The sequence below is a fragment of the Pseudoalteromonas sp. L23 genome, from assembly GCF_021728455.1.
In the GTDB taxonomy this organism is placed as follows: Bacteria; Pseudomonadota; Gammaproteobacteria; order Enterobacterales; family Alteromonadaceae; genus Pseudoalteromonas.
In genome coordinates this window covers 222,359-236,084 of record NZ_JAKKCW010000002.1, presented here as the reverse complement: position 1 = coordinate 236,084, position 13,726 = coordinate 222,359, and the positions used below count along the sequence as shown (strand labels likewise).

At 44.4% G+C, this 13,726-nt stretch carries 10 protein-coding genes and 1 tRNA gene; 5 read left to right on the top strand and 6 right to left on the bottom strand.

Going from position 1 to position 13,726, the window contains the following annotated elements; translation table 11 throughout:
• Positions 1–108 precede the first annotated feature (108 nt).
• The 5 genes from asnS to L3V43_RS04765 all read left to right on the top strand — a co-directional run bounded on the left by asnS (position 109) and on the right by L3V43_RS04765 (position 7,240).
• A complete protein-coding gene (gene asnS / locus L3V43_RS04785; RefSeq protein ID WP_102056823.1) occupies positions 109–1,506 on the top strand; it encodes an asparagine--tRNA ligase in 1,398 nt (465 codons plus the stop codon).
• Positions 1,507–1,785: 279 nt separating this feature from the next.
• Positions 1,786–2,796, top strand: a complete 1,011-nt coding sequence (locus L3V43_RS04780) for a heme-binding protein (protein WP_237116034.1) — start codon at positions 1,786–1,788, stop codon at positions 2,794–2,796.
• A 552-nt stretch (positions 2,797–3,348) separates the two neighbouring features.
• Positions 3,349–3,804 carry a hypothetical protein gene (locus L3V43_RS04775; RefSeq protein ID WP_237123926.1) on the top strand — a complete coding sequence of 152 codons (456 nt, stop codon included), beginning with the start codon at positions 3,349–3,351 and terminating at the stop codon, positions 3,802–3,804.
• A 70-nt stretch (positions 3,805–3,874) separates the two neighbouring features.
• Entirely contained in the window at positions 3,875–6,268 is a 2,394-nt protein-coding gene (locus L3V43_RS04770) for a TOMM precursor leader peptide-binding protein (protein ID WP_237116032.1), read from the top strand.
• 9 nt (positions 6,269–6,277) lie between these two features.
• Positions 6,278–7,240: a Gfo/Idh/MocA family oxidoreductase gene (locus L3V43_RS04765; protein WP_237116031.1), complete on the top strand. Its 963-nt coding sequence runs from the start codon at positions 6,278–6,280 to the stop codon at positions 7,238–7,240.
• Between the two features lie 213 nt (positions 7,241–7,453).
• Here the strand turns inward: L3V43_RS04765 and L3V43_RS04760 are convergent, their stop codons facing one another.
• The 6 genes from L3V43_RS04760 to L3V43_RS04735 form a co-directional block, all read right to left on the bottom strand.
• Complete coding sequence (locus tag L3V43_RS04760; protein WP_010604796.1) at positions 7,454–8,068, bottom strand: FKBP-type peptidyl-prolyl cis-trans isomerase; 615 nt, start codon at positions 8,066–8,068, stop codon at positions 7,454–7,456.
• A gap of 119 nt (positions 8,069–8,187) precedes the next feature.
• Positions 8,188–8,571, bottom strand: a complete 384-nt coding sequence (locus L3V43_RS04755) for a hypothetical protein (RefSeq protein WP_010604797.1) — start codon at positions 8,569–8,571, stop codon at positions 8,188–8,190.
• A 53-nt stretch (positions 8,572–8,624) separates the two neighbouring features.
• Positions 8,625–8,715, bottom strand: a tRNA-Ser gene (locus L3V43_RS04750).
• Positions 8,716–8,805: 90 nt separating this feature from the next.
• Entirely contained in the window at positions 8,806–9,177 is a 372-nt protein-coding gene (locus L3V43_RS04745) for a hypothetical protein (RefSeq protein WP_010379077.1), read from the bottom strand.
• Positions 9,178–9,411: 234 nt separating this feature from the next.
• Positions 9,412–12,462, bottom strand: coding sequence for an efflux RND transporter permease subunit (locus tag L3V43_RS04740; protein ID WP_172439979.1), 3,051 nt, complete (start codon positions 12,460–12,462; stop codon positions 9,412–9,414).
• Positions 12,463–12,507: 45 nt separating this feature from the next.
• Entirely contained in the window at positions 12,508–13,545 is a 1,038-nt protein-coding gene (locus L3V43_RS04735; RefSeq protein ID WP_237116030.1) for an efflux RND transporter periplasmic adaptor subunit, read from the bottom strand.
• Positions 13,546–13,726: the final 181 nt, after the last annotated feature.

Below are 13,726 nucleotides of genomic sequence, written 5' to 3'. Positions count from 1 at the left end.
ATTTCAGTGTTTTTTTATTTGTCCATCGCAGGTAAGATACGGCTTACATGACGATAAGACACTCTGTCTTTTAATTTACAAATAAAAAATAAATCATTTGGAGTAAAGATGAGCCACACAGCGATAACGGAGCTACTAGCAGGCACCGTTGCGGTTGACAGCCAAGTAACAGTAAAAGGCTGGATCCGTACACGACGTGATTCAAAAGCAGGTATTTCATTTCTAGCCGTTCATGACGGTTCTTGTTTTGACCCTATTCAAGCCGTAGTCCCTAATTCGCTGAATAATTATGACGAAGTGACTCGTCTTACTGCTGGGTGTTCAGTAGCGGTGACTGGTGTGCTTGTACAATCACAAGGTCAAGGTCAATCTTTTGAGATCCAAGCGAACAGTGTTGAGGTATTAGGCTGGGTTGAGAATCCAGATTCATACCCAATGGCAGCAAAACGCCACAGTATCGAATACTTACGCGAACATGCGCACCTTCGCCCTCGCACTAATGTTATGGGCGCGGTTACGCGTGTACGTAACTGTCTTGCACAAGCTATTCACCGTTTTTATCATGAGCGTGGCTACCAGTGGATCAGCACGCCTATCATTACCGCAAGTGACTGTGAAGGCGCAGGCGAGATGTTCCGTGTATCTACACTTGATATGAACAACCTACCACGCACAGACAAAGGCGATGTAGACTATTCAGAAGACTTTTTTGGTAAAGAAGCATTCTTGACCGTATCGGGTCAGCTTAACGGTGAAACATACGCCAGTGCCCTTTCAAAAATCTATACTTTTGGTCCAACATTCCGTGCTGAAAACTCAAACACTTCTCGTCACTTAGCAGAATTTTGGATGGTTGAGCCTGAAGTGGCATTCGCCGACCTTAACGACATCGCAGCGCTCGCTGAGGACATGTTGAAGTATGTGTTTAAAGCAGTACTTGACGAACGTCGTGATGATATGGAATTTTTTGCACAGCGCATCGAAAAAGATGCCATTACTCGCCTAGAATCATTCATCGATAAAGACTTTGCTCAGGTAGATTACACAGACGCTATCGAAATTCTAAAAGCATGTGATAAAGAGTTTGAATTCGCTGTTGAGTGGGGTGTCGACTTACAATCAGAACACGAACGTTACCTTGCTGAAGTACACTTTAACGCACCAGTGGTTATCAAAAACTACCCTCGTGATATCAAAGCATTCTACATGCGCCAAAACGAAGACGGTAAAACCGTTGCAGCTATGGACGTCGTTGCGCCTGGTATTGGTGAAATCATTGGTGGCTCACAGCGTGAAGAGCGTTTAGATGTGCTAGATGCGCGTCTTGAAGAGATGGGCTTAAACAAAGAAGATTACAGCTGGTACCGCGACCTACGTAAGTATGGAACAGTGCCTCACTCAGGCTTTGGTCTTGGCTTTGAGCGCTTGGTTGCTTATGTTACTGGCATGGGCAACGTACGTGACGTTATTGCCTTCCCTCGTACTAAAGGCAGCGCGACTTACTAAAACGTCACAAACTCAGCTTTGCTAAAAACGCTCCCTTTTATGGGAGCGTTTTGCATTGTGCGTTTAGAGAGCTCTCATGATAACGTCAGCACTTTACTATAGTTGTACCAACATAGCGCTCACCCGAGTTCAAAGAACCCTACCAATTCAAACGCCTAAGCATTCATATGCACAACACAGCCCTCAATGTAATGTGATGTAATCGATTAAATTGCATAACCATACTTAAATTAAACACTGAAAACACTTTATCAACAAACCTTTTAAAGGGAGTTTTTTATGTTTAATACTGTCACCAATCAGCAAGCAAAAGCCACGGCAGATCACCTACAAGCTGCGCTGCAACCTAACAAGCAAGGTTTTGTCCCAGATTACAATATACCTTTACTCGCAACAGGAGGAGGAAATAGCCAGCCAGAAACCCTCAGCGCACTTGGGCCATTGGCAGATCTCATCGGCACTTGGGCAAGCGCTCGTTTTGCGGGATTTAACGTCATGCCGCTGCCGCAAGAAACTGCTCCAGAAGGGGTTATACTATTTAATTTCCCTTACTACGAGGTGATCACCTTTAGCGCCACACAAGGAAAAGTAGTAAATCGAGGTGGCGATTATCAACAAAATAGTTATACGATCTTTTATGAGCAACGTGTATTTTTTGCCGACGGTGACAAGAAAGACCAACTTGTGCATGCTGAAAATGGCACTTGGCTCAATTTAGCCACCACCAATCAAGGTTCAGGTAAGTACAACCGCCCTCCTTATATCCCCGCTCCTTCAGGTGGAGCAAACGTGCCAATACAAAATCCAGAGCATGCGATAGTCAAACAGGTTTCAATTCCACACGGTAACTCAATTTTAGCACTTGGAAATCATCACTTTGTCGATGGTCGTCCAGAAATTCCCATTGCCAACACGCTGCCGCAACCAGAAACTAAGGCAGGTACTGCCATTGCGGGTTTGTATGGCGAAAACTCACCGAGTAATCCAAATATCAATCCGAATATCGTGTTAGAACAACAATTGCTAGTTAACCAAGCATATAACCCTATCACTAAAACGGATATTTTGACCGTTAACAGTGACAATGATGGATTAGTTTCAAGTATCCCATTTTGTAAAAACCATGTAGACGTTCCAAACTTTTCTACCACTTACTGGATAGAAAGGTTATCCAGTGGCGCGTTGCAACTGCAATACACACAGAATATTTCGCTACAGTTTAACAACACCAAAAACAGCAAACTAATGTTTCCCCACATTACTGCAAACACCCTGTTTAAGGTGGGATAGCGATACTAGGATTTCGCTTAGGTTCAAAATATAAGTTGATATCTACAGTGTAGTTAGTCAGGTCTCAACCTTGTTGTTATTTGCCATGGCGAATTTAGCGGTGTCTATCGCCCGGCACCAAACATCAATCTAAAGCCATGACTTTGGTCATAAAGGATTTGAAAATGAGTAATGACGTTAAAGATCTTCAGGTTCAGCTCACAGAGCTAAGTTCAAAAGTTAAAGAATTAGAAAAGCAATATTTTGAGCAGCAAGCAGAGGGAGTACGTAAATGCGACGCTTGCGCCCTTACGTGCAGTCCTTGCTATTTATGTACTCCTTGCACTCCTTGCACTCCATGTACTCCATGCTCGCCTTGTACAAACTGCCTCCCTTGTGTTGTCAATTTCTGTAACTGCTGCTTTCACTGTCAGCCAACAGCTACGCCAGAATCTGCATCACTGCAATGTCTACAGTGTCAACCTTCAGGGGGCGCTAGCGCTCAATGCGCACAAAGCATACAGTGTGTTCCTTGCATCGTTTCGTTCTGTGTAACCTGTCAGCCTGCGCAGTGTGTTACTTGCCAGCCAACACAATGTGTTTTATGTCAACCGCAGTGCGTTACTTGTCAACCGACACAATGTGTTTTATGTCAACCGCAGTGTGTTACTTGCCAGCCAACACAATGTGTTTTATGTCAACCGCAGTGCGTTCCTTGCCAACCAACACAATGTGTTTTATGTCAGCCGCAGTGTGTTACTTGCCAACCAACACAATGTGTTTTATGTCAACCGCAGTGTGTTACTTGCCAGCCAACACAATGTGTTTTATGTCAGCCGCAGTGTGTTACTTGCCAACCAACACAATGTGTTTTATGTCAACCGCAGTGTGTTACTTGCCAGCCGACACAGTGTGTGTTGTGTCAACCCTCAGTTAATCACTTTCAAGGTGCACAATTGTGTGCCGGAAGTAACCCAACATACCAATGTTATACCTGTACACCAGGTCCAATCTATTGCTGTATGTTGAGTGCAGTTCAAGGATAAAGACATTAGCGAAGCCTCTTTATCGGGGCTTCCATAACTTACAGAGGATGCATATGAATAAAGATAAAATAAGGCTATCACCTGCCGCAAGTATCTTACCTAACGATGAGGGAGTATTGTTACGCTCTGACCTTGGAGACTTTCAACTCCACGGAAAAGACATAAGTACTTTTGTTGACGACATTATTCCTTTATTAAATGGTGACTTTGGCCTCGATGAGATTGCATCACAAATAACGCAATACTCTAGCGCTAGTGTTGAGCAATTATTGCGCCTATTGGAGCAAAAAGGCCTCATTGAACGCGTTATTATCGACTCAACTTCAGCTCCTTGGCCTGAACAATACCGCTTTAATAACGCGTGGCAAAATGAGGCAAAGCGTGACCCTCGAACACTCAAAAATAACCGAATTCTGTGCATAGGGTTAACGCCTTGGGCAATGCCTATGCTAGAAGAGCTGTTGAATGCTGGCGTGGGGTATATTCATATTCTTGATGATAATAATTGTACTAACCAAAGTGGCTATTATCATCATGCAGTTAATCACCTACCAAGTAATACTACAACGATCGACGCATTCACAGACTACCTAAAGCAACGCTTTGTTCACTCAGAAGTTAGTGCACAAACTGCCGAACTGAACTCCTCATTAGATGAAGTTATTCTTCAAAACTGGGATCTGGTTGTTATTTCTCTACCATCGGACTCGCTCAGTGCGCATACCAACATCGCCACGCATTTAGCTACGCTTGCACTACCTACTTTTTACGTCTCCATTGATGGACTAACCGGGCATGTAGGTCCATATGTTACCAATCAAGGTGGTGGATGCTGGAACTGTTTACGGCTGCGAAAACTTGGCACCGCAATAAATCCGCAAACTGCACACAAGATTGATGAGATCACGAATAAAGCACATTCCGGCGCTCGAGCCCATTCAATTTTAAGTAGTATGTCAGCATCAATCGCAATGCAGGCTGCAACTGATATACAAACCATTTTGTTACAGTACACGCAATCTGTGCTGCAAAATACTACCAGAACAACCAATTTGGTTAGTGGAGAAAGCTCGCTCCACCCTATTATTCCAGTGCCTGAATGCCCAGTATGCTCTGGCCCTAGCGAACAAGATATCTCTGCTAGCAATAACACCTTACCAGCCATTTCTGAATTAGAGACAGTTGAACAATTTAAAACAATGATGCGAGGTTGGGTTGACCCTGAATTTGGCGTGATAAAACAACTAACGGGCCATGCCCCCCACTTGCCTGAACTCCCTGTCACCGCATCTGCAAGCCTAAGTAGTTTTACAAGTGGTCAGTTTGATCCGAGAACACAAGGCCAAGTTGGTTCAGGCAAAGGATTAGACTCGCTTTCAGCTCATATTAGTGCCGTGGGTGAAGCGCTTGAACGTTATTCAGCAGCGAGATACGATATTCGTAACTGTCGTTATGCCACGGTAAATCAACTTCAAGGAGACTATGTAAACCCAGCAGATCTGGTCCTCTATTCTCCCGAGCAGTATGCAACACCTGAGTTTCCCTTTAGCAAATGGCGAAGCAAACAAAAAATTCATTGGGTTGAAGGCAATTGGATTGGCACAAGTCGCGCTACTTGGGTACCCGCATTAGTGAGCTACTTTAATTTTAGTTGCCCTTATGAAGAGCAATTCAGTCAAGTTTCTTCCAATGGCTTAGCGGCAGGTAAAGATAACGAAGATGCCGCTATCAGAGCTTGCTTCGAACTCATTGAAAGAGATGCGATGATGCTTACTTGGTACGCCCAACTCCCTTGCACTAGATTAGATGCCGACTCTTTGCTAACTGGTAAGTTGAAGCTCATGGTCGAATCGATAACGCAGCGAGGCATAGCACTAGAATTATACCTTCTTGACGTCGGCATCCATATCCCAACGGTGGTTTGCCTTGGTCTAGGCGATGGCATCACCACGCCTGCGGTATCAGTTTCATTAGCAACCCATGACAACATCAATGTGGCTGTCACCAAAGCATTATTAGAGCAAGGTCATGTTATGCCCTATCTTTGCAGCCTAATGCAGAGTGGGCATAAAGCTCCACAAACCGTAGAACAGGTCAGGACGTTAGAAGATCATGCCGCGTTTTATTTCTCTAACGCGCACTTATCCGCCTTTAACTTTATGAGACAGCCTAAATCTGAAGCTAAACCGCTATCATGCTGGCCTTATCCTACTCTTGAGGGAGCCGCAGATCTAAGACAGCGCATTACCAAAGCGGGGGTTGATATTGCCATTGTTGATGTCACAGCTTCAGACGTTGCATTAAGTCCATTTAGAGTGGCTCGAGCTGTTGGTGTTAATATGCAGCCCATTCACTTTGGCGAACAATTCAAGCGCATTGACAACCCAAGATTGCATAAACTCTTGGCTGGCCGCGCGGTTAACTTGTATCCACACCCCATTGCATAAGGACTCGCTATGAAAGTTTTAGTATGCGGAACCAATTACGGTGCTACTTATATTCGGGCATTACAATTTCAAAATACGGGATTGATGCTCAGTGGCATATTGTCAACTGGTAGTCTTCGCTCAACACAGTACGCTCAGTCCTTTGCCGTACCACATTACACCAATGCAGAGCAGATAACAGACAAACAAGTGGATATTGCTTGTGTGGCTATCGCTGGCGATGCCGGTATTGAGATTACTATCGCACTATTAGAAAAACATATCCATGTAATTTGTGAACATCCAATTGGGCCGACCTCGATGGCACAGGCACTAGCAGCTGCCAAAGCTAATGGTGTTAGATTCTGGGTGAACGCCCATTTCGCTGATCTGTACCCTATTCGCTCTTTCTATGACAACTACTTCAGTGCCGCAGCACATGGCCAATGTATGCATCTAGACCTCGCCGTCAACCTCAGGACACTATATTCGGGACTGGATTTAATTTGTCGTCTATTTACCGACGAAGTCGATGTGGCAGTTGCCATTCAACCCAAGGCTACTCCGAGTGCGTTTGCTAGTATTTTGCTACAACGCGGGACAATGTCCATTTCGCTGCTTTGTCAAAACTTTGCGTCTGAGTTTGATGATGGCTCAGCAACATTTATCAATCATAGAGTCTCAGCCATATTTAACCATGGCACATTACTGCTAAGCGATACTTATGGTCCATTAACTTGGTTACCATCACCTATCACTATGTCTAGTAAAGAGTGGCGAAGCCACTACCTGCTGGAGCAACATGCGTTTACGGTGAATGAAATAATGACATTGCGCGATAAAGCCAACTTAGCCGTACTTGAACAATTTAAAGCCGTGATCTATGGCGACAGCGTCTGTCCCCATTTTCAAACACCTGACTACCTAATTGCATTAGCCAAGCTTTGGGAGAATGTGTATTTAGTATTGAATGGAAGCAATGAGGCGGGTTAAAGAAAATATGTCGAAAAAGTAATAACAGCTAGCGTAGCTCAGTGACCCATTTTGAGGCGATAAAATCTTGTCGATAGCACAGCTGTGGGCAAGGTAGCGACGTCTGTGTCAGCAAGGTAAAAGTTTTTGTTATTTTAGTTGCTCAATTTGAGGGAATATTAAAGCTAAATGGAATAATAGAGTGGATCCAACAGATCCACTCAAAGCATAGACTTAAAGTACGTCTAGTAGCTCAACGTCAAAGATCAACGTTGAGAAAGGCGCGATTGCAGCACCCGCACCACGCTCACCGTACGCAAGCTCATGCGGTACGTATAGACGCCATTTAGAACCTGCTGGCATCATTTGAAGTGCTTCAGTCCAACCTTTGATCACGCCATTTACTGGGAATTCAGCTGGTTGACCGCGCTCGTAAGAGCTGTCAAATGTCGTACCGTTGATTAGAGTACCGTGGTAATGAACACGTACTTTTGAATCTTCAACAGGCTTATCGCCTTCGCCAGTTTCAACTACTTCATACTGAAGACCAGACTCAGTTACTGTTACTTCAGCACGCTTTGCATTTTCTTCTAGAAATGCAACACCTTCAGCTGCTAATACTTTCGCTTCTTCTTCACGACGCTGTTGGATTTCAGCATTGATCTTCTCAAATGCTGCTTGAATTTCAGGGATCTCAACGCGGAAGCTGTCACCAGCATAAGCGTCTTTCATACCTTCGAATACAGAGTTAAGGTTTAGACCTTCAAAAGGGTTTGCTTTAAGTTGCTCACCCATTTGTAAACCAATACCGTAGCTCGCTTTATCTGCGTCTGTGTTGAATTGAGACATAGTCTTTCCATATTTTTTATTAACAAGAACCTTAGATTGTATCACAGCCAAAATAGGCAAGATACCGGAGCTGCTTGATTATCAAGCAGTCGAGCTATTCGTCGGACACAAAAAAACCGCTAACTAGCGGCTTTCTCTTCGGCATATTGTTTGAGTTTTTTCATTACAAAGGTTGCAAATGGCAGCAATAATACAAGACCAATATTAAGCTCATCACTGTACTCTCCCAAGCTACCAACAAAGTAGTGTCCAAATCCAACCACACCAAATAATGCAATAACCACACTGGCGATTTCTGGCCAGGATTTTTCATATTTAGTGATCAGATGACCAACAAGGCAATTGAATAAAAAAACATGCAGCAGCGTCATCGTAATATCAGGGTCTTGTTGCGAATCAATCGACAACGTTAGCGCCATGTTTAGGCCGCTAAGATAAAAATAACTAAATACAATCCAAATAGAACTATGTTTTATTATTGCCATGTTACTAGCCGCAGACATACACGCCTCCAAACGAAAAAAACCGCCATTTGGAGGCGGTTTTGGGAATGAGGTGGCGGAGAGATAGGGATTTGAACCCTAGATACGCTATTAACGTATGCCGGTTTTCAAGACCGGTGCTTTCAACCACTCAGCCATCTCTCCGTTGTTGGCGCGCATTTTATGGAGTTATCCATCGGTTGTAAAGCACTATTTCGATTTTTGCATTCAAAAGCGCAAATAATAGCCGAATAATCAATAATATTGCTTTGGCCTTTTGGCAATGTAAGCAAAAATACAACTGGCGATAACCATTGCAATCACGATGATCCCCGAATCAATCATACCGATGACTGCGTTTTTTGCAGGCAGCACTTTTTCAATGATAACCGGAATAGATGAAAACAACACAACGGTACTAAGCACTTTGAATGCTCTGGAAAAATCAAATCGCTTGGTGTAACTCATCCATGTTGTTAGTAATCCTAATACCAAAATAGGCGCTAATAGCCCCATCCATATCTCACTGGTATAACTCGATAATGCAACGGTTGCCGTGCATCCTATCAAGCTCCAAATAATCCAGGCGGTCCAATTTTCCCGTTCTTTTAAAAATAAATTACCCATGACACATCTTCTTTCAATTAGCTTGTTATTTTTATTATTGTTATAGAAAACAGGATTTACTGTCTTAGAGTAGCAAACATACTGGCTATAAAACAACCACATCGGTTGTGACAGTTTAAATAATGAAAAGTTCAACAAAAAGTATCAAAGAATGTGTTACCACAACATTAATCGCTGTATAAAAAAAGCGCAGCTATTGCTGCGCTCACCTTACTTTATTTTTACCCGTGGAATTTAACTTTCAGCTTTATCAAGTTCATCCACTAATAATTTGGTTTCATCCGCCCTCGGTTTTGTAAATCTCGCTAAACCGAGATAAACGACAGGTGTGAGGTAAAGCGTAAAGAATACTGCCAAGCCTAAACCGCCAAATACGACCCAGCCGATCGCATTTCTCGACTCAGCACCTGCGCCTACCGATAAAATCAACGGTAAAGCACCAAGCAATGTGGACACCAAAGTCATCATGATAGGACGCAAACGGATCACTGCCGCTTCTTCAACGGCTTGTCTTACTGACCGTCCTTTGTCACGTAACTGATCAGCGAACTCAACTAACAAGATGGCATTTTTAGCAATTAAACCAATCAACATCACTAAGCCGATTTGCGAATATATGTTTAGCGAAGTACCAGTAAGATACAGCGCCAATATGGCGGAAGTGATCCCAAACGGAACTGTGATCATAACTACAACGGCACTATTCACGCTTTCAAATTGTGCAGCAAGTACGAGCAATACAATTAAGAATGCCAGCACGTAGGTAAGTAACACTTCGTTGGCCGTTTCTTCAAACGTTAACGCTTCCCCTTTAAACGCCAGCGTCACGCTGTCGGGTAAACTCTGATCTGCTAGCGTTCGTAATTTTTCAACCACTTCTGCCATAGGCATGTCTTCTGGCTGTTTCATATCCAGCTCGATACTACGACGCTGCGCATGGCGTTCAAGCTCGGCAGCTACGCCCTCTTCTACAATAACGGCAAGGCTACTTAGCGGAACTAATGCACCAGAGCGGCTGCCAACATAAAGGTTAGCCAAATCACTTGGGTCTCTGATGGTATGGTTTTGAGCTTGCAGCATAATTGGTATGGATTGATCGCCAACATTCAAATCAGCAACATCATCGCCATTAATGGCCGCCCTAAGTGTCGTTGAGATATCACTCAAACTAACGCCAAGCTCTTCTGCTCTTCGACGGTCAATGTTTACGCGCAGCTGAGGTTGTGAGGGTTGATAAGAGATTTGCACTGGAGCCACGTCTGGCATTTCTTTTTCAACCAAAGCCGCAAATTGTTGCGCTGCTTTAAAGATCTCTAAATAGTCGTTACCAAGTAGCGCAAGCTCAATACCACCACCTTGGCCTCTAAGATTTAAACTGTTTGCACCAAAGGCACGAGCAGGTGCACCGGGTATATTACCAAGCGGTCCTCTGATCTTATCGATAATTTCCTGTTGCGAGAAATGACGCTCATCCCAATGCTTTAGTGGCACAGTGATAAATACAATATTTGGATCCCACTGACCGACAACCGTATAGATCGACTCTATTTCTCCGCTTTCCACAAAAGGTAATAAAATGTCTTCCATTTGTTTGGCTTGTCTATCCATAAAGTTAAGACCAACTCCGTCAGGCCCTCTTGCGAAAATGCGAATTTTACCTCTGTCTTCAGATGGCAAAAGCTCATTATCCAATTGCGAATAGAGCGCACCTGATAGGCTCGCAATAACCACAAATACACCAAAGGTTAGCCATGCATGGTCAAGTACCCAGTGGATCGTACCGCGATACATTTCTGCGAGTTTCACACCAATACTCGAAAATAGATGCTTTTTGCTATCTTGCTTTACTTTTAACTTAGATGTTAATGCTGGCACCAATGACAGTGCCACAAATGAAGAAATAATCACGGCACCAGCTAACACGCCACCAAACTCCCTGAACAATCGGCCCGCAGTCGAGGGTAAAAAGGCAATCGGTACGAATACCGCAGCAAGTACTGCGGTTGTCGCGACTACAGCAAAGAAGACTTCTCTTGTCCCAAGTACCGCCGCGGCGCGACGACCTATCCCTTCGCCACGACGACGCTGAATATTCTCACTAACAACAATCGCATCATCGACGATAAGTCCAGTGGCCAACACAAGTGCTAGCAAGGTTAAAATATTAACAGAGAAGCCAAGCGCCCAGATCAGCGCCAAAGAGCCGATAAGCGCGACCGGGATTGCAAAAGCAGGAATAAGTGTCGCACGCCACGAGCCGATAAATACCCAAAGCGTGAATACCACCAGCAATATGGTTATCACCAAAGAGCTCAAGACTTCATCTACGGATGAGCGAATAAACTGTGCATCATCGGAGGTGACGAATAGCTCCAGATCTGGAAAGCGTACTTTTATCTTATCAACGAGCTGCAGAACTTCATCTGAGATTTCAATGGTATTGGACTGTGCTTGGCGAATGATCTCAAGCCCAATTACAGGCTCTCCGTCAAGCCTCACCATAGAGCGAGGATCAGCCGGCCCAAAATACACAGAGGCAATATCCCCCACCCGAGTCTCACCACGAATGATGATATCACTCACCTGCTCAGCGGTTACTGAGGTGGCATCGGCACGGACAATCAGCTGTTGATCGTCTGACTTTAAACTGCCTGCAGGTACATCAAACGGGGCTTGTCTAAGCGCCGCAGCAACATCCGGAACGGTTAGATTAAAGCTTGTCAGTTTTAACGGATCAAGTCTTACGCGCAGCACTCGCTCTCTATCACCGTTCAGGCGCACATCGGCAACGCCTGGAATAGTTAAAAACTGCGGCGCTAAGTCTTTTTCTACTCGCTCGGTCAATCCTTCAAGTGTCAAAGAGGCACTACTTACAGTTAAAGACACCACGGCTTCTGCGTCATTATCCGCTTTTATAATGGACACCCGTTCAACTTCTTCAGGTAACTCTCTTTGTACTCGAGAAACGGATTCGCGTGTTTCGTTTGCTGCATCGTCTAGGTTAATGCCCGGACGAAATTCAACAACAATCCGTGCATTATTCTCTTCACTTTGTGCACGAATGCTTTTTACACCACTGACACGCGCAACAGCCCCTTCTAACTTACTCGTTACTTCGGTGTCGACAGTCTCAGGCGAGCCCCCAGGAAACGATGCGGACACCGTTAAACGCGGCCTATCTACATCGGGCAGTTCACGAACTTCAACGCCGGCAAGAGCAGCAATACCTGCAATAATAATCAATAAATTTAATACAACGATTAATACCGGACGGCGAATGGCCATCGACGGTAAATCTTGTAGCTGTGGTAACTCCGGTTTAGTCACGATTTATTCCTTCGCCAGTGCATTCGTCACCGCAATTTCTTGCCCAGGACGAAGACGTTGCACCCCTTCTACAACTAATAACTCTCTTGCAGCCAAATCGCCTGATACCAGCAATTTACCCGGCAACCGCTGTTGGATTTTGACATCAATACGCTTAGCTTTGCCATCTACTTCTTTCCATACATAAGGACCTGTTGCGCCCCAAAGCAGTGCGGCTTCAGGAATAACGGCAAACTCTTCACCCAATACCTTTAGCGATACTCTAAAGCTCATTCCAGGCAAAAAACGGTCATTGCGGTTTTCAAAGATGGCTTTGATTTTTAGTGTGCGGGCTGTTGGGTCTATTCTAGAGTCCATTTGCGCTATCTTTGCGTCGATCCGTATTGAATTATCATTCCAAGGTGTCAGCAGCACGCTATCGGTCGATTTAAGCATGCCATACGCCGATTCCGGTGCCGCAAATTGAACATACAACTTATCAAAGTTATCGATACTCGCAATCGCGGTTTGGGTGGTAATGCGATCTCCAACCTCAACGTCGGTGAGTCCCATTACGCCAGAAAAAGGGGCGATCACTTGGCGGTCTTCTAATTCATTCTTAGCTTGGATCAAGGCGACCTTTGCTAAGTCTCTGTCCGTTACCGCTTTATCTAATTCATTAATTGGAACAGCGCCGCGCTTTTGGCTATCAGTTAGGCGGTCGACGGTGCGCTGCGCATCTGCAAGACGAATTTTAGCTTCTTCAAGCGCCGCTTTTTGGCGGCGTGAGTCTAGCTCCAATAGCAAAGTACCCGCTTTAACCTGATCGCCCGGTTTAAAATGTACCGCAGTCACCCTATCACCAATCGCGGGATACAAAATAACCGATTGAATAGCTTCAGCATTACCTACTGCCTGAATTTGCTGGCTACTGCTTTCAAATTGAATAGGCTCTGCAATCACTTGCGAAGGTTTCGCCAAAGCGGCATTGGTTATCAGCATAGTGGCCGTAAAAACCACCAAGCGCGTTACTTTACACATATTAACCTTAATAATTTCCATTGTTCTTAGCTATATTTGAGTGTAACAGTTAATCACTCACATCAAGATAAACTATTCGATAACACACAGGATAAGTGCGATAAGATGCAGTATGCCTTGCAGCGTTTTAAAGGCAAGCTAAGCCCATGTAAAGTAAGGTAAAGTTATGTAAAGATTGAGGCAGAGTTAGGCGCGATAGACT